The organism is Shewanella sp. N2AIL, assembly GCF_022690845.1.
Taxonomy (GTDB): Bacteria; Pseudomonadota; Gammaproteobacteria; order Enterobacterales; family Shewanellaceae; genus Shewanella; species Shewanella baltica.
In genome coordinates, this window is the sequence record NZ_JALBYT010000024.1 from 57,477 (window position 1) to 75,216 (window position 17,740).

Genomic DNA, 17,740 nt, shown 5'->3' on the forward strand with positions numbered 1-17,740 from the left:
GCGAACCATAGACTTGTTATGTTTTTGTATGCATTAAGTTAACTCAAGTGCTTCGATTTGGATATGGGGGAAATCAATTATTATGATAGGCGACAAAAGAAAAGAGGATGTTGCCATCCCCTTTTAAGTTAGAACTTGAATTGACGACACCAAACTAACGAGGTATCACTCAATAACTTGGGGTCAGTCGATCAGACTTAGTCGCAAGATAGCATTGAGTCACAAGATAACATTGAGTCGCACGATAATGCTCGCGACTCAATATTGATGAGTTAATGGGTTGATTAACCTCGGCAACTGGCAAAGATATCTAACTTAGGCTGATATACCTCGGTCTTGACATTCATTAGGCCTAAAAGACTGTCGAATAAATTGTCATGGGAGAAACCGCCCTTCGCCGCGTGATCTGCTAAACAGGCCATGTCTAAGTGGTTATCTTTACTGAAATCTTCAGATACCCAAGCAAGCATAGGAATACTCGTCTGTTCGATTGGCGCAATGCTATAAGGAGCGCCATGTAAATACATGCCCTTCTCACCTAACGATTCGCCGTGATCACTGAGATACAACATGGCTGGATCAAATTTATCTTGCTGATTTTGTAACTTTTTCACTACTTCGCTGATGATGTAGTCAGTATACAAAATGGTGTTGTCGTAGGTGTTCATCAGCTCATCTGGGCTACAGTTTTGGATATCGCTGCGCTGACAATCCGGTGTGAACTTACGGTGCTCCGGTGGATAACGTAAGAAATACGTCGGTCCATGGCTACCAATCACATGCAACACAATCACAGTATCTTTGCGTTCTGCAGTGGCCAAGGTTTCATCTAATTTGTTGAGTAACACTTGGTCGAAACAATATTGGCCAGTACACAACTCAGGATCGCTGTTCAAATCAATCGTAATGTTTTCAACTTGATCGCACACGCCTTTACAACCAGAGTCATTGTCAAACCACTGCACTTTAATTCCGCCATGGTTCAACACATCAACTGCAGTATCTTGGGCATAGGCGCGGCGAGAATCATAATCTTCCCGTCCCATGCGTGAAAACATACAAGGCAAAGATACCGCCGTTGCCGTGCCACATGAATGGGTATCTTTAAAGACTATTAATCCTTGGTCTTGGGTATGGGCGTTGGTTGGCTTGTCGTAACCATAATACTGATAATTCATCGAACGCGCGGTTTCACCAACCACAAGCACTAGCAAGTTAGGTTTACCATTAGGGTTAGTACTGACATTCTTAGCATCGAGGCCAAGCTGCTGATATTCCATCGGTGTTTGCAAATAATGCACATTAATGTACTTAGACGCAGCGCCAATATAGTACGTCGGCACGATATAACGTTTTAGCTCGTCGTTGTTGCGGCCAAAGGCGGCATAATCTTGGAAATAAAAGAAAGCAATAATGCCGAGTCCCGCCAACATCGCCAGCATAAACAGCACTTTATGTAGTAACTCTTTGAAAAAAGGCTGGTACTGAATATCGGCCTTATAGATAAGGTACGCAGGTAAAATCCCTGTCAGTAACATATTCATTATCGAAGCGAAATTCACATACATCAGCGCTTCAGCATGATTGGTTTGAAAGGTGTTTTCTATCATGCCGTAATCAAACACGACATTGTATTGATAGGCGGCGAAGAACACACTCGATGACAGCAAGGTGAGTATGATGAAAAACGGCTTAACGAGGTACTTCACCGTAAATAAGGAAAACACAAAGCTGAGGGCAAAGGCTAAAAACAACGGCATAGTGGCGATGAAGATAGGATCGACATCTGGTTGTTTTTCTATGCCTTTTTTAATGATGCCGAATAGTGGGATATTGAAGATACAAACGTAAAATAACGCTGTGATAAAAGTGAATCGATTCACCGATAGAGTCTTAAATCTTGCTAGCACTGATAGCTCTCACTCAAATTAGTTGTTTGTCGAGACTAACTTAATATTCTTAAGGTAATCTTAGGCTGTAACAGTCAAATTTTTTGCCATAGTAGCAAGCTCTTGGTAATGGCTCAAATTATCTGTGGTTAATGCTCACATTTTAAAAACAAACTTAAAAAAACGGCCGAACCTCAATGAGTTCGACCGTTTTTTGCTCCCCAACCTATTAGGGCCTTGCTCGGTTTTATCACCAACGAATTAACAATTCATGTTAACCCTGCGGTGATTATCGTAACTGCTGTAATAAGTAGGCAAACGCCATTGAATTAAGTTCCGCAGCTTGATTATTATCTGCAGCGCCGGCGTGGCCACCTTCGATATTTTCGTAGTACAACACATCAATCCCCATGTCTTTCATCTTAGCGACCATCTTACGGGCGTGACCTGGGTGAACCCTGTCGTCACGGGTAGAAGTGGTGAAAAAGACCTTTGGATAATGCACGTCTTTATGCAGGTTATGATAAGGCGAGTAGGTTTTAATGTACGCCCATTCTTCTGGAATATCAGGGTTACCGTATTCACCCATCCAGCTGGCACCCGCTAGCAACTTATTGAATCTAAACATATCAAGTAAAGGTACTTGGCACACGACAGCATTATAAAGATCTGGTCTGCGGGTAAATGCCGCGCCCATTAACAGGCCGCCGTTGCTGCCACCTTGGATACCTAAATGTTTGCTTGAGGTGATTTTACGGGCAATCAAATCCTCAGCGATTGCCTCAAAATCCTCATAGGCTTTATGTCGATTTTGCTTTAACGCCGCTTGATGCCAAGCAGGGCCGTATTCGCCACCGCCACGAATGTTGGATAACACATAGACGCCGCCCTGCTCTAACCAATTCTTACCAATGGTGGCCGAATAAGAAGGACGCAGCGACACTTCAAACCCGCCGTAGCCGTAAAGTAGCGTAGGATTGGTGCCATCTAACTTAAGATCCTTCGCCATCACCACAAAGTACGGTACTTTAGTGCCATCTTTAGACGTCGCAAAATATTGCTCAGTTTTAAACTTGTCCGCAGCAAACTGTTGCGGCATACCTTTAATTTTCTTTGGATTTAAGGTTTTGGCATTCACAGTGTAGAGACTTGAAGGCTCAAGAAAACTAGTGTAATTCACGAAGAAATCATCGCTGTCTTGCTCAACGTCCATTACAGTCAAGGCGCCATTCGCTTCAAACGGTACGTGAGTGCTCTGCCAAGCGCCCTTTTCGTCTTGCTCATAACGCACTAATTTGCTTTTCACGTTATCGAGCCAATTAACGAAAATTGCACTCTTGCTAAAACTGAGCTGCGCAATCGATGCAGTTTGAGTCGGGCTAACAAATAAACTGAACTTGGCTTTTTGGGCGATAAGATCCGCCACATCGGCATACACGACCGCGCCTTGCTTAAAGTTACCGTCTTGATTGGTTAAATCACTCTTTAACTCAATGAATAACTTACCTTTGAAATAACCTTTAATCTCAGCATCTTGCGGTAAAGGCAATCCAATGAGTTTACCGTCTTGGTACACATATTGGCTGGCGGTGTAGAAGGTATGCGCCTCGGTCACTAAACTCAGCGGCGTTTTATCATCGAATAACACCCAGCCAGAGACTGCAACTGAAGCCTTGTCGCCGGTGAAAACAGGCTTAGCTTGGTCAAGTGGCGTACCGCGTTGCCACAGTTTAACGCCCCGGGGATAACCCGAATCCGTCATGCTTTGACCATCACCAAAATCAGTACCGACAAAGGCGTGATCTTTATCTATCCAGCTCAAGCTCGATTTGGCTTCTTTTAAAAAGAATGGCTTATCTTTGGCAGCAACAAAGGATTTAGTGTTGAGATTAAATTCACGCACTTCCACCGCATCGGCACCGCCGCGAGACAATGAGACAAAACAGCGCTCATTTTCGGGATATTGACAGCTAATATCCTTAAATACCCAATTGACTGCTTCGGCTTTACCTAAGGCATCGATATCTAGCACGGTTTCCCATTTAGGATCGGCCTTGGCATATTCTTCCATTGTGGTGCGACGGTAAATGCCGCGCACATGGGTGTCATCCTTCCAAAAGTTGTATAACTTGTCGCCAATATGGGTGGCGTAGGGAATGCGTTCTTTATCGTTCAGGATGGCGAGGCTGTTCGCCACTAAGGTATCAAAACCTTTGAACGCTTTAATTTCGGCGGCCGATGCGGCATTTTGGGTTTTCACCCATTCCATAGGCTTAGCGCCTTCAACATCTTCCAACCAAATATATTTATCTTCTTCTGCGTGAAGTTGACCGCTCATTCCGAGCACTCCTGCAATGCACCAAGGCAGTAATTTATTATTCATTCTATTCCTTTTATACAAAGTCCATCTTGAGATCTGCACTTACATTACCTTAATTAATATCCAGTTCAACCATTAATCCAACAAGAATGTAACAAAAGGTAAGATACTGTAATAGCAGATGATTAATCTAGAATGAATCGCGTTTTTAAAGATGTCGTGCTATAAAAAAGCGTCCACGAGGGACGCTTTTTAGTCGATGACGTAGGGTAAACTAAAACTCGTTATTCATGCGTGACAGCAAATTAAGCAGCACGATTCGTTCTTCACTGCTCATTTTTGCGGTGAGATCTGTGGTGAGTTGTAGATGCAAAGCATCATGTTCAAGGAACAAGGCTTGGCCCTTATCGGTTAACTCCACTAGAATCGAACGGCGATCGGTTTCATGGGGGCGTCGCACAACCCACTGTGCCTCTACCATTTTATCGATTTGAACCGTTAATGTGCCCGTTGTGACACCAATCTTGTCCGCCAATTCCTTCATTCGCATAGCGCCGTGCACGCCAAGTAACTCAATGGTGTGCACCTGCGACAGACTAAAACCTTTGTCACGTACAATGGCGTGCTCCCAAGACGACAACTTTTCGTAAAATTCAATAATCACATGATTTAATGCATGATCTGTTGAATGCGCGGCCGTTGAATGTCCAGCTGTTGATTGTGCAGCAGGCAAATGTGCCTCACTTGAATGCTGGTTTGATGAGGGATGATGTTCAACAGTCATTTAGACTTCCTTAGCCATACACTCGCGCTGACGACAAGTATGGAGTTCAATGGTGATATGAGCCAATTCAGGAAATTGTGACAGTAACTGATTAAAATAACTGACATCTTTCGGTGAATGGGACACGATAGACACCATAATAGCATGGTGATCGGCGCTCACTCGCCAAAGATGTAAATCGGCCACTTGATGATCTGTTACAGCTTCAATGGTTTGCGTGACTTTACGCTGTAATGATGCTTTAACGCCGCCGTCCAGCAAAATAGGGCTGGTTTGCTGAATGAGTCCCCAAGACCAACGGCTGATAATCACAGCACCCACTATACCCATAATCGGGTCGAGCCAAGTCAGTCCCATGTATTTACCAAACAACAAAGCAGCGATGGCGAGCACTGACGTTAACGCATCGGCCAGTACGTGAAAATAGGCAGCACGTAGGTTGTGATCATGGCCACCGTGGGCCTTCTGGCTCTTGTGCTCATGCTCTGCAGCATGTTGGTGATCATGTTTATGTTGGCAATGGCTGTGATCATGATGACTTTCATCGTGTGCATGTGAGTCATGGTGCGGGTGCGGATCCGCATCATGTGAATGCGCTGTATGGGCATGATCGTCATGGGTGTGTGCTTGGCTGTTATGATGCGCGTGAGCATGTTCGTCTTTATGATCATCTTGATGGTCATGAGCGTGACTATGTCCGTGCCCATGGTCGTGGGTATGATGATCTTTAAGTAAAAATACACTCAGCACATTGACGCTTAAACCAATAACGGCCACAAAAATAGCTTCGTTGAAATGAATTTGCTCGGGACTAATCAGTCGCATTCCCGATTCAATCAACATTACCAGTGCCACAAGTCCTAGCGCTATTGCGCTGGTATAACCGCCAAGCACACTCACTTTGCCAGTACCGAAAGCAAAAGCAGGATCGTTAGCGTGTTTACGGGCATAGGAATAGGCGAATAACGTGATCATAAAGGCCGCGGCATGGGTTCCCATATGCCAACCGTCGGCGAGCAGTGCCATAGAACCGTAAATGGTTCCGGCAGCAATTTCAGCCACCATAGTGATGACAGTTAAATACAGTACATAACGCGTGTTCTTTTCGCCATCGCGGTTCTGGCTCGAAAACTCATGGGAGTGTTGCCACTGGGCAAGTGAGTGCCCTTGGCGGTGGGCAGTAGCTTGATGCTCTGTCGCTTGCTCGGCTGTAGTTGATTTCATTGTGTTATTCCTACTCCATGTCCATCGCTATCAATGATAAAAAACGTGTTGCCTGAATTATAGTTTGAATATCAAAATATATGAAACTCAAATTAACTATTTATCAAGATATACCGTTTTCAAACTTTTAAACGTGCATGTTGATCCCCATAATGCATCTGTACTCCTGCCATCAGTCGAGACGCCAGTATGTGAAGCAAGAAAGATAACTAGACTAGGCAAAATAGTTCAGGCAAGGTTTAATGAGTAATTGATTTACTTGTAAAAAATTGACTCAGCAAAGAATTGCAATCGCCGTTAATGTATCAAATTAGTCTTTGAAGAGTGACATTAATCCTTATTATTCAAATTGATAAAAATTATTCGGGTTAAAAATAAATTTTTATCAAATTATTTAACCCTTTCTTGCTTCTGCTGCGTTTATAGGGGCAGAACATCGACAAATTTGTCGATATCCATTCAGTTCGATTAGGAGAAACAAGATGAAATTGAAGACCTTATTTAGCGTTAGCGCCGTTCCACTTGCATTTGCACTATTGTCATTTAATGCCACGGCAGTCAGTCCACCACACCCAACAGGGTTAAATGCACCTATGGTTAACATTCAACGTTTCGATAAAAATGATTACCGCGCACAGGAAGCCACTAAGATGTTCCCTGCTCCAGCAGCTGGCATGGTGCAGCACATTTTGAGTTTGCCTAAGTTAGAAAACGAAGATGACTACATGATCGAAATCCAAATTGGCCAGACTCAAATGGTCGATTGCAATAAGCATGGATTAAACGGGGAATTGAAGGAACTGACAGTACAAGGTTGGGGTTATAACTACTATCAAGTGGATGAAATCGCTGAAGGGCCGAGCACTATGATGGCCTGTTTCGAATTGGCGAAGAAAGAAGCTTTTGTTCGTATTCCGGGTGAACTGAAAATGCGCTACGACAGTCGTTTACCTAAGGTATTTTATCTACCAGAAGGCGCGGAACTGCGTTTCAGAACGTGGAAAGTGGATTCAACCTATCAATATTCCAAGTAAGTAGCACGATTTTAACGCTCGAGTCATCAATCGAATGCGCTTCGAGTCTTTGCTGATTGATAAAAGCAAAGACTCGAAGAACATTAACTAGAATCGTTTAATTCTAACAACTTGCATGATTTCTATCTCAAAACCCGCCACAGTTTCTGTCTCTGGGTAATAGATGACATTGATCTTTTGCCCTTGCAGATTACGATATTTTTTCACCCGTCTGAATTTAAACGGCACATCACAATCTTCAATCATAACAGTATGTTGTACCCACTCTGCCTTTTCTCTTTGCATATGGGAAACCACAGTCACACCTTCAGAGTGAACTAAATGTTCATGGGTGGCTAACATCTTTTTTACGGCCTTATTCATGTTCAACTCTTTTATCATCTAGTTGCGACAACAGTGACTCAACTTTCTGTTTAATTTCAGCATATCTCAATTTTTCACAGCGGCCGAAGCCACTTAACTTACGCACTTGAAAACGACTCACCAAAGGCACCGACATGCCTGCGAGGCAACGACAATAGGTATCGATTGACAAAACATCAATCCCTTTAGCCGTTAAATGATGTTTCAACTCACGCAAATCAGCCAATATCTGCTGATCTGTCGGCCAAGTTGGTTCCGTCGAATAGCGCAACTTAGCAATATTGCCGCGGCAAACACTGCAATGACCGCAGACCGCTGGCGTCTCATTATCATCAAAATAACGGGATAAATTGTGGCTTAAGCACGTCTCAAGTTCAAAAAAGCGGACTAACTGCGCGATTCGCCCAATTTCTTTCTGCTCTTTATCAATAAAATAATGGTACAGCTCATCGATGAGTTCGGAACGCGCTAATGCGGCAACATCCACCCGATACACATCAGTAATTCGTTTAGTCTCTAATTCAATCAACTGATGTTCAGCTAAATATTCCAGCGCGGCTAACACGCGGCTGCGCTCATGACCCGTCGCACTGTACAAGGCATCAAAATCTAACGCGCCCCATACTTTCTTCATCTGCGTATGATTAAAAATCTGCGTCAAAAACGCCTGCCGCTCGGGATTAAATCGGCTGAGAATGGCGTGTTTGTCGACCAAAAACTTGTAATTAACGTCAGCGTAGTAAGCGAATAACGGCTTAACTACACCTAAAATTTCCAATTGAACGAGTAACGTTTTTAACGGTAACTGGCGAATATTACTTGCCGTCGACACGCCATTGAGCTGACATTCCCACTGACCGGAATCTTGATCAAATCGAATAGCCTCAATGACTTGTGCTATACCTTCTCGCTCTGGCGTATCGCCATACACAAAATTCTCAACGGTATTGAGCCCGTCAAGATTGGCCAAAGTGACACAATGGGATAACGCACCATCACGCCCTGCTCTGCCGATTTCTTGGCTGTAGTTTTCAATAGATTTAGGCAAATCGTAGTGGATCACAAAACGAATATTGCTCTTATCGATTCCCATGCCAAAAGCGATGGTTGCAACCACCACTTGCAGCTTATCCTGCATAAAATCATTTTGAATTTGTTGACGTTTTTCATCTTCAAATCCAGCATGATAGGCACTGGCGACTATACCTTGTTGGCTCAAGAGTCGTGCGACCGTTTCGGCGGTTTGCTGCAAAGTCACATACACAATGCCGGCACCTGAGAATGATGCAATCTGGTTAACCAGTAAGGCATTCTTCTCTTGCGTTGATACAGGCAGAACAGTCAAATCTAAATTGGGTCGATAAAATCCCGTTTGCACTATGTGTTCAGACGCAATATCAAAGCGCTTGGCCATATCCAGTTTCACTTTACGTGTTGCTGTGGCCGTCAATAACAGTACCAATGGGATCTCAAGCTCACGCCGATAGTCGGGCAATTTAAGATAATCGGGCCGAAAATTATGGCCCCACTCTGAAATACAATGCGCCTCATCGACGACTAGCATGGACAGCGAAACCGATTGAATAAATTGCCGAAAACGTTCATTTTTGAAACGTTCCACCGACACCATCAAGATTTTCAGCTTGCCAGAGCGCGCATCTGCCATCACTTGCTGACTCTGCTCGGCGCTTAAGGTTGAATCTATGCTGGCCGCATGAATTCCCTTAGATTGTAAAAATTCCAGCTGATCTTTCATCAAGGCGAGTAAAGGCGAAATCACTAAACTCAAATGGGGTAACTGCAATGCTGTAAATTGATAACAAAGGGATTTACCAGAACCCGTCGGAAAAATCGCTAAACTCGACTTCCCCGCCAACAGTTGTGTTATCGTTTGCGCTTGGCCTGGGCGAAATTCAGAAAACCCGAAATCCTGCTGCAACAAACTAATGTATGGATTGGTTTCTGGAATGGGATTGAACATCAACCGTCCTTTACACTCATCCTTACCACCCAAAAAATTCGGGTATACCGCAAGAAAAAGATTCAGCATTAAGTGAGTCGACTAGTCTAGCAAATTTTGAGGTACTTTACGGAGTTAATTACCGACAACTGAGTTTTGGAGCTGAATTTATCGGTTGAAAACCATGATGCCGCAGATAAAGTGTGACGGTTAATCTATTGATTTTATAAGAAGTAATTGGCTATTCTTATAAAAAATTAAATGCAAAAATAAAAACGGCTTTAAAAAATGAGCGACAAGGTAAGCGCCGAGGCTAGAGCTTAGGTTCATCTCGGCAACATGCAGTCTTCAGTTTAAGGTTTTCTCGCAAGGTATAAATTAATCAGCGAGGTGAGTTTATCCTGAAATCTTTCTTCAAAACTATCAATATCACGTCCGATAGAGACAAGATATTTAGTCGCTTGTTCGCGGGAAAGTAATTTATTGGCAACACTGTATTGCATCTCATCCAAGGTTTTATCGTATCTTGGGATCAGCAACCAAGTGCCAACATCGACGTCGAAATGTTGCATCGCTTTCTGGGCCAAAGCACAAAAAGCCTCAATATGATCCACACCATCAGGTCCGAGACAGCCAGGCTCAATTCGGCACAGGACAGCAATTTTCCTATCATTTTCAATGCTTACACTCATTTCTGATGCCCCATGTTACCGAGTCTTAAACTTAAAAAATCCCTTTAAACTTAACAGCAATTTTACGTGTCTGCACAGATAAGTCACGGCTTACTTGCTCATTTAAGCGATTATTAACAAATCCATTTTAGGCGATATTGCGACGTCATAATAAAGATCAACAGAACTTAACTCTGCCCATTTTATTTCAGGACGAGACAAGCCAGAGATTATTCATCAAGCATATCGTCGACACTCATATTGTCATCTAGGTCATCTGGATGCAGCAAATGGTTTTGTGAGTTATCGGCATCATGTTCTGACAATAAGTTATCAATCGCCTGATCAAAACTGTCTAACTTTTGTGTCTCCATATAACGCTTTAATCTCTGAATAATATCCCTACTTACCTCTATATGGGATTTTTTCTGACGCTTTTTTATTTGAGATAGCTCTTTACGAACCATGCGCCAACCCAAATCAGTAAAATACTGATTGAGCATTTTGTTTACATTCTTAAGCTCGTTGTCGAGTCGCTGTGTCTTTTTACGTAATCGGACCAATTCATTTAATTGTGTCACCAACTCAGTATAGGAAACCGTTTGTAACTCAGCGTCACAAAACCAATCTGGCTTAGATGCCACAGCTTCAGGATTGATAAGGCGATAAATTAAGGGTAAGGCAAAAATTAATTCTGCTTCCTCAAGCAATAATAATTTTCTTCCTGCTGTCGGTTTGTCTTGTTGATATATCCAAGCTTGCGGTTCCATAAATACGTTTCTTTAGTTAAGTATGCGTTTAATGCGGATGAAATAAATGGGACCTCATGCTAGTACAAATCGACAAGTATTAATATATGGTTCAACCATTTTATTGGCTGGGAATCGATTCCTTATGCTTCATTTTGCCTTAGGCAGAAATAGCTCAACTCATAACAGGCTAAGAACCTGATAAGCGGTTGTCGTTATTAGCTTAAATGTCGCCCAACACACAAGTCTAGTTTAGGGCATACCATTCATGCAAACCAATAAAATGGTTAAACCATTCTTTAAAATTGTGCATCTGTGGCTAACCAAGCTAGAAACCATCGCATATAGAAAGTACGAATTTCATACTATTATTGCCTTTATTTTTACATCCGCTTAATTAATCACCATTGTCAGAATAGGTTTATCTTGTCTATTTTTTAAACTAAACAATCCAACTAAATGTTATTTCATGCACCCTCCTCTAATAAAAGAGGATTATTTAAACAAATAAGCACTTTACCAGTGATAACGACGATTATCACTGGTAGATATAGCACTAATTTGCGTATAATTACGCCTTCTTAATTCGATATCAGGTGACTTCAACGGCATGTCTAAAATGATCCGGACAAATAGTAATGCTCAAAATAACGCCAATATATCGAATGAAAGAGCGACTGGCTCAGATCATCACCATAATAACCGTGCTGAACAGCCACGTTTTTTTGAAGAGTCTTTCCTACCACAATCTGTTCGAAGTGATTATTTAAGCGCCGCCGAAGAAACTGAATACGAAATTTCAGTGAACACTCGCCGTGTTTATAATACGAGCTTTAGTGTATTTAGCCGTTATTGTGCCGAGCACCAACTTCAGGCCCTGCCCGCAGATCCACGAAGCGTAATTTCATTTATTGGTCATCAAAAAGAATTGATCCAAGAAAGCACTGGCGTTCAACTTTCTAAGCAAACATTAACCACAAGGTTGGCAGCAATTCGTTACCATCATATTCAAGCGGGATTTCACTCGCCAACCGAACATCCACTGGTGATCAGAGTAATGCGTGGCTTGAGCAGAAATCAATCTCGCCATGTGAGTGACTACGATCAACAACCCATTATGTATGATGAAGTGGAAATGTTGATCCAAGCTATCGATGAACAAGTGCAGCCATTAACCCGAGCGCGGGACAAAGCGATTATTCAATTAGGATTACAAGGTGGGTTTCGTCGTTCTGAACTGGCAGATATAAAAGTTCAGTATGTCAGTTTTCTGCGTAACAAATTAAAAGTGCGCCTGCCCTATTCGAAGAGTAATCAGCAAGGCCAACGGGAATGGAAAGACCTGCCAGACCATGAACCCTTTGCAGCACTCGACGCCGTGAAAAATTGGCTATCGTTAGCCAATATTGAAGACGGACATTTATTTAGATCGCTTTCCCGTGATGGAAAAAATTTACGTCCGTATCAAATGAAAGACCGACATTCAGGTTCTAGTTCATTACTGAATAAAAATAGTGGTTTCCTTACCGGCGATGATATTTATCGCATCATTAAAAAATATTGTACTAAAGCAGGACTGCCCGCAAAATTTTATGGTGCCCACAGTTTGCGCAGTGGCTGCGTAACACAACTGCATGAAAATAATAAAGATCACTTATACATCATGGCCAGAACCGGACATACCGATCCGCGCTCACTTCGTCACTATTTAAAACCAAAAGACTGAAACTTAACTACCACAGGTTAAGCATTAACTCCTTCGTTTTAACCTGAAGTTTAACCTGAGAAATAGACTTCACTTGATTCTTCTAAGAAGGAAATGGATTTCATTCAAAGGACATTAATGTACAGAACTAATAAGTACTAATGGAAACACATTAGATAATTATATAAATTTACAATTTAAGTTATATTAAAAACATCAAATTAGAGCAATAAATCTAATTAATGTTATTTTAAGATTGATATATTTCTAACCTAAAATACTTATCACATCCAATTTAACATTCTTAAAACATATAAGCTTGGTCAGTATGTAAATTATTCCTGTAATATAAAATCAGCTTTATTGTCATATTGGTACTTTAGCCTTAGGCACGAAATTTAATTCATCGTACTAGCCGGAGTAAAATATGAGTAAGGCCACCTTTGATCCTACACTTTATAATAAAAGTAATAATGAACCCTTTAATCAAGTGTTGGATAAGCATTTATCTCGCCGTAATTTCGTAAAAAGTGGCTTAGGCCTCAGCGCTATGACAGCTTTTGCCAGTGTTGGCTTAACCGCTTGTGGTTCAGACAATGAAACTGTTCCTAAACCTGTCGATCCAGTCACGCCAGTGCCACCGACTAAAAGTAGCGCCAAGCTTAACTTTACATCGGTTGCGGGTTCTCGCTTAGATGCGGTTGTCGTGCCAGAAGGTTACACAGCGCAGGTGTTAGCACCTTGGGGCACGCCATTAAACGCAAAAGCGGCGCCATGGAAAAACGATGGTAGTAACACGGCCGATGACCAAGCCAACTCAGTGGGCATGCACCACGATGGCATGCATTTCTTCCCATTAAATGATGCGGGTGATGACGGTCTACTCTGCATTAACCACGAATACATTGACGAAGATGCCTTGCATCCTACGGGCCAGACATTTGACCCCACTTCTGGTCTTCGCACTGTTATCGATGAAGTGCGCAAAGAAATTAACGCTCACGGCGTGTCGGTTGTACGTATAAAACTGATGAATAATCAATGGGAAGTTGTCAGTAATGATGGTCATAACCGTCGATTTACTGGCGCGACTGTGATGGATATCAGCGGTCCTCTGGCCTACTCTTCGCTACTCGAAACCCGCTATTCTCCCGATGGCAGCCAAGCACGCGGCACCTTAAATAACTGTGGTAATGGCTACACGCCTTGGGGCACTTACCTGACCTGTGAAGAAAATTGGCCAGGCTATTTTGCCAATCGTGGCAGCTTAACCGCCGATCAGAGTCGCATTGGGATCAGTAAAACCAGTACACGTTATGGCTGGGACGATCTTGCCGGTCATGATGAAGAACGTCTCGATGAATTTGCGCGTTTCGATGTCACGCCAAAGGGCGCAAGTGCTCAGGATGACTACCGTAACGAAGCAAACGGCCACGGTTTCATTGTGGAAATCGACCCGTACAACGCCACCTCTCGCGCGGTAAAACGTACTGCCCTTGGTCGTTTCCGCCATGAAGGTTGTACCTTTGGTAAATTGACAGAAGGCAAGCCCGTGGTGTTCTATTCTGGCCACGATTCGCAATTCGAATACCTCTATAAATTTGTTTCAAATGCGGCCTGGGATGCAAAGGATGCTGACAGCAGCAACCGCCTGCAAACAGGCGATAAGTACATGAATGAAGGTACTTTATACGCGGCTAAATTCAATGGAAATGGTGGCGGTATTTGGTTACCTTTGACGTTAGATAGCCAAACCACTGACGGCAAAACCCTAGGCGATAGCTTCACAACTTTGGCCGACATTATTTTAAACACAGCGGGCGCAGCGGACCTAGTCGGCGCGACACCTATGGACCGACCTGAATGGTGCGCGGTCGATCCGTTCACAGGTTCAGCTTATTTGACCCTGACCAACAACTCGAAACGTACCGAAGCGAATCCTGCTAACCCAAGATTGAAAAACTACTTCGGCCATATTATTCGTTGGGATGAAGGCGACAAAGCGACTGAATTTACATGGGATATTTTTGTTTTCGGATCACCCAGCGATGGCAATGCTGAGACCAACTTGTCAGGCTTAACCGATCTCAATCAATTTGCTAGCCCTGATGGGTTAGCCTTTGATAAACGCGGTATCTTGTGGGTTCAAACCGACAATGGCGCAAAGGAAGTTACCGAAGAAACCAACGATCAAATGCTCGCGATCGTGCCTTCAACACTGGTGGATGGCCAAGAGAAACAAGTAGGCGTAACCGCCGATAATCAAATGGAGTTAAAGCGTTTCTTCGTCGGCCCCAACGACTGTGAAGTGACAGGTTTTGCCATTAGCCCAGATTACACTTCTGTGTTTGCTAACATTCAGCATCCAGGTAACTGGCCTTATTCGTCTAATGCCGCTGAACAAACACCAGCCGGAATCACATTACGGCCTCGCGCCGCCACTGTGGTTATTCGAAAATCAGATGGTAAAGAAGTTGCAGTTTAAGACGTTATTTAAGGAATATATTTGCTTTAGTTAAAGCGCAAATAAAGCTTTCTTGCCAGAGCAAACTTTAGCCTATATAAAACTCCCCTCAAGTGAGGGGGGTTTTTATTTAAGATAGTCACTAACTTAAATTTTTATATTACCCATTCATTTCGAAGATTAATTAACGCTTGCCGTTATTGGCTTGTTCGAAGGCAAGTTCAAAGGCATTGGTAAAATCTGTGATTGGCAGAAGATCTTCACGGCAACGTCGATTACGGCCCAATAATGATGATTCAACAAATAAATCAAACCACGTACTTAAGGCTTTGCCATTAGCCGCTTCGCCTATCGCCCCTAATGCTAAGGATGCCACCTCGGCGGTGCCAAGTTGAAAGTCATGGCTGCCTTTACGTAATGCATAGGTTGCCAGCGTGTCGGGATCGAAGGAAAGCAGTGGCAAGGAATGCAAGTAAGGACTCTTGCGGAACATTTTAATCGCTTCACGCCAACTGCCATCGAGCATGATCAGTAGCGGCCGTTTACCTTCGGCTAATGTCGACATCGGCACTTGGTTCAGTATTGTTTGTCCTTGCTCCGCATATTGGGCTGGAAACACTAAATAAGGTTGATATTGCGGCGAATCGAGCAAAGCAAGCAATGCCGCTTCAGGTTCTGTGCGCGACCAAATATAGGCGTGTGTATCTGGGATAAGATCCGCAATCAAGCGCCCACTGTTAGTTGGTTTTAGCACTTCATCGTTGTACATGATCAGCAGGAAACTGGCTTGAGTCTGTAACTGACGACGCAGCGCACAGGTACAGAACTGCTCACCTAATAGGCATAATGGACAGCGGATCAGTTTTTTACCACGGGCACCAAAGGGCTTAGTCGAAATAGACTTACGGTACTGATATAAATGGTGCACTGCATGTGGGGCTAAAGCCATAAAAACCAATTCTCTTTCAAACTTATTAGGGATTGCAACTAAGTTATTCAGCACTTTCCTCTCGCGGTGGCGCAGTTTATCCCTTGGCCGTAAATGGCGCAATCTGCGCAATGCATTATCGCGATAAAAGGCATAAGTGTCGGTGCTTGAGGATATAAGCTGCTGACTCACCTTTGCATTATGATTAAGGAAATCTCTTAGAATAGCGCAACAACTGTAATACTGAAGTCCATGCCATCACGCAGCATTTAACACTCGATTAGCGAGGTTAACCTTTCAGTTACTTACAGAGGGAATATTGACGCTAAATATCAGTAAGGACTTAACTTAATCGGGAATTACCGTAATATCGTGTGCAATCTCTACTCTATACATGCAATTTCGATAAAAGGTCAATTATGCAACGACATACCCTGCTCGCTACCATGCCGTTATTAAGCGGTGTACTGCTCACTGCAACGCTTTTTTCTAATGTCACTATGGCCCAAACGCTTAATACCAAAGACATCCAGTCACTTGTTGATTCTGCAGTCAAACCACTGATGGCCGAGTACGGTATTCCCGGTGCGGTGATTGGCATCACCATTGATGGTAAACAGTATTTTTACCAATATGGGGTCAGTTCTAAAATCACAGGGCAAAGTGTGACAGAACATACCCTGTTCGAGATTGGCTCTATCAGTAAAACCTTTACCGCGACACTGGCGAACTATGCACAAATCGAAGGTAAATTAACACTCACGGATATGGCCAGCGATTATGTTCCAGCATTAAAAGGCAGCCATTTTGATAAGATTAGTCTCATCAATCTAGCGACGCACGCTGCGGGAGATCTGCCGATGCAAGTTCCTGATAAGGTGACTAATAACGCAGAAATAATGGATTATCTTAAGCATTGGCAACCGTCATTTGCCGCAGGGACGCACAGGAATTACGCCAATCCAAGCATTGGCCTGCTCGGCATGATTGCCGCACAGAGTTTAGATAAAACGTTTCATCAAGCTCTTGAGCAAACGCTATTTCCACAATTGGGTATGGCTAGCAGCTATATTCAGGTTCCGAGCAGCAAAATGGCTGATTATGCCCAAGGCTACAATAAGCAAGACATGCCAGTGCGGGTCAATCCCGGTGTATTAGCCGATGAAGCCTATGGCGTTAAAACCACAGCCACGGATCTGCTACATTTTGTGGAGGCCAATATGCAAATGCACCCGCTAGCTAAGCCACTGCAAACGGCACTCGATGAGACCCATACGGGATACTTTGATGTCGGCATGATGACCCAAGATATGATTTGGGAGCATTACTCCTATCCTATTGATCTTGATAAAATACTTGAGGGTCATACTCAGGAAGTGGTGTTTGGCAGTACGCCAGTTAAACCTATAGTGCCGCCCCTCGCGCCGCAGCAAAATGTGTGGATTAATAAAACCGGCTCAACCGGCGGTTTTGCCGCTTATGCAGCATTTATTCCTGCGCAAAAGCTTGGCATAGTATTGTTAAGCAGTAAAGAATCCGCCTTCTTAGAAGGCGGCTTTGACTTGCCCCTGGAAGGGGCTATTCCAAGAACCTACATCATCTGCAACGACAATTGAGCCTCATGTTCCTGATCTTGTTTATCTTGATGG

General features: G+C 43.3%; 13 protein-coding genes. 4 read left to right on the forward strand and 9 right to left on the reverse strand.

Annotated features, from left to right (window positions below; all coding sequences use genetic code 11):
* Positions 1-284: 284 nt before the first annotated feature.
* The 4 genes from MO387_RS14540 to dmeF form a co-directional block, all read right to left on the reverse strand.
* Positions 285-1,910, reverse strand: a complete 1,626-nt coding sequence (locus tag MO387_RS14540; RefSeq protein WP_107947595.1) for a phosphoethanolamine--lipid A transferase — start codon at positions 1,908-1,910, stop codon at positions 285-287.
* Between the two features lie 268 nt (positions 1,911-2,178).
* Positions 2,179-4,272 (reverse strand): prolyl oligopeptidase family serine peptidase, encoded by a 2,094-nt coding sequence (locus MO387_RS14545; RefSeq protein ID WP_107947597.1) that lies wholly within the window; start codon positions 4,270-4,272, stop codon positions 2,179-2,181.
* A 211-nt stretch (positions 4,273-4,483) separates the two neighbouring features.
* On the reverse strand, positions 4,484-4,993 hold the full coding sequence (locus MO387_RS14550; RefSeq protein WP_199908723.1) for a MarR family transcriptional regulator: 510 nt from the start codon (positions 4,991-4,993) through the stop codon (positions 4,484-4,486).
* A complete protein-coding gene (gene dmeF / locus MO387_RS14555; RefSeq protein WP_107947599.1) occupies positions 4,994-6,217 on the reverse strand; it encodes a CDF family Co(II)/Ni(II) efflux transporter DmeF in 1,224 nt (407 codons plus the stop codon).
* Between the two features lie 482 nt (positions 6,218-6,699).
* Here dmeF and eco point away from each other — a divergent pair, with 482 nt between their 5' ends.
* Positions 6,700-7,251 (forward strand): serine protease inhibitor ecotin, encoded by a 552-nt coding sequence (gene eco, locus MO387_RS14560; protein WP_107947601.1) that lies wholly within the window; start codon positions 6,700-6,702, stop codon positions 7,249-7,251.
* An 87-nt stretch (positions 7,252-7,338) separates the two neighbouring features.
* On the opposite strand, the gene MO387_RS14565 is transcribed toward eco, so the two are convergent.
* From MO387_RS14565 to MO387_RS14580, 4 genes are all read right to left on the reverse strand, one after another.
* Positions 7,339-7,614 (reverse strand): hypothetical protein, encoded by a 276-nt coding sequence (locus MO387_RS14565; protein WP_006081699.1) that lies wholly within the window; start codon positions 7,612-7,614, stop codon positions 7,339-7,341.
* Positions 7,607-9,595, reverse strand: coding sequence for a RecQ family ATP-dependent DNA helicase (locus MO387_RS14570; RefSeq protein ID WP_107947604.1), 1,989 nt, complete (start codon positions 9,593-9,595; stop codon positions 7,607-7,609). Before MO387_RS14570 ends, MO387_RS14565 begins: the two co-directional genes overlap by 8 nt.
* A gap of 332 nt (positions 9,596-9,927) precedes the next feature.
* A complete protein-coding gene (locus MO387_RS14575) occupies positions 9,928-10,266 on the reverse strand; it encodes a hypothetical protein (RefSeq protein ID WP_011846791.1) in 339 nt (112 codons plus the stop codon).
* Positions 10,267-10,475: 209 nt separating this feature from the next.
* Positions 10,476-11,015: a hypothetical protein gene (locus MO387_RS14580; RefSeq protein WP_107947606.1), complete on the reverse strand. Its 540-nt coding sequence runs from the start codon at positions 11,013-11,015 to the stop codon at positions 10,476-10,478.
* Positions 11,016-11,604: 589 nt separating this feature from the next.
* Between MO387_RS14580 and MO387_RS14585 the strand changes: the two genes are divergently transcribed.
* Positions 11,605-12,720 (forward strand): tyrosine-type recombinase/integrase, encoded by a 1,116-nt coding sequence (locus MO387_RS14585; RefSeq protein ID WP_107947608.1) that lies wholly within the window; start codon positions 11,605-11,607, stop codon positions 12,718-12,720.
* Positions 12,721-13,126: 406 nt separating this feature from the next.
* Positions 13,127-15,184 carry a PhoX family phosphatase gene (locus MO387_RS14590; protein WP_107947610.1) on the forward strand — a complete coding sequence of 686 codons (2,058 nt, stop codon included), beginning with the start codon at positions 13,127-13,129 and terminating at the stop codon, positions 15,182-15,184.
* Positions 15,185-15,347: 163 nt separating this feature from the next.
* Here MO387_RS14590 and MO387_RS14595 read toward each other — a convergent pair whose 3' ends face one another.
* On the reverse strand, positions 15,348-16,112 hold the full coding sequence (locus MO387_RS14595) for a tRNA-uridine aminocarboxypropyltransferase (protein WP_107950217.1): 765 nt from the start codon (positions 16,110-16,112) through the stop codon (positions 15,348-15,350).
* A gap of 398 nt (positions 16,113-16,510) precedes the next feature.
* On the opposite strand from MO387_RS14595, the gene ampC reads away from it, so the two are divergent.
* Positions 16,511-17,707: a class C beta-lactamase gene (gene ampC, locus MO387_RS14600; protein WP_242326356.1), complete on the forward strand. Its 1,197-nt coding sequence runs from the start codon at positions 16,511-16,513 to the stop codon at positions 17,705-17,707.
* Positions 17,708-17,740 lie beyond the last annotated feature (33 nt).

Excerpts from the sequence above, each read along its gene's own strand:
- ampC (WP_242326356.1), top strand. The coding sequence starts at position 16,511 with ATGCAACGACATACCCTGCTCGCTACCATGCCGTTATTAAGCGGTGTA.
- MO387_RS14580 (WP_107947606.1), bottom strand. The coding sequence starts at position 11,015 with ATGGAACCGCAAGCTTGGATATATCAACAAGACAAACCGACAGCAGGA.
- eco (WP_107947601.1), top strand. The coding sequence starts at position 6,700 with ATGAAATTGAAGACCTTATTTAGCGTTAGCGCCGTTCCACTTGCATTT.
- MO387_RS14570 (WP_107947604.1), bottom strand. The coding sequence starts at position 9,595 with ATGTTCAATCCCATTCCAGAAACCAATCCATACATTAGTTTGTTGCAG.
- MO387_RS14590 (WP_107947610.1), top strand. The coding sequence starts at position 13,127 with ATGAGTAAGGCCACCTTTGATCCTACACTTTATAATAAAAGTAATAAT.
- MO387_RS14550 (WP_199908723.1), bottom strand. The coding sequence starts at position 4,993 with ATGACTGTTGAACATCATCCCTCATCAAACCAGCATTCAAGTGAGGCA.
- MO387_RS14575 (WP_011846791.1), bottom strand. The coding sequence starts at position 10,266 with ATGAGTGTAAGCATTGAAAATGATAGGAAAATTGCTGTCCTGTGCCGA.
- MO387_RS14565 (WP_006081699.1), bottom strand. The coding sequence starts at position 7,614 with ATGAATAAGGCCGTAAAAAAGATGTTAGCCACCCATGAACATTTAGTT.
- MO387_RS14585 (WP_107947608.1), top strand. The coding sequence starts at position 11,605 with ATGTCTAAAATGATCCGGACAAATAGTAATGCTCAAAATAACGCCAAT.
- MO387_RS14545 (WP_107947597.1), bottom strand. The coding sequence starts at position 4,272 with ATGAATAATAAATTACTGCCTTGGTGCATTGCAGGAGTGCTCGGAATG.
- dmeF (WP_107947599.1), bottom strand. The coding sequence starts at position 6,217 with ATGAAATCAACTACAGCCGAGCAAGCGACAGAGCATCAAGCTACTGCC.
- MO387_RS14595 (WP_107950217.1), bottom strand. The coding sequence starts at position 16,112 with ATGGCTTTAGCCCCACATGCAGTGCACCATTTATATCAGTACCGTAAG.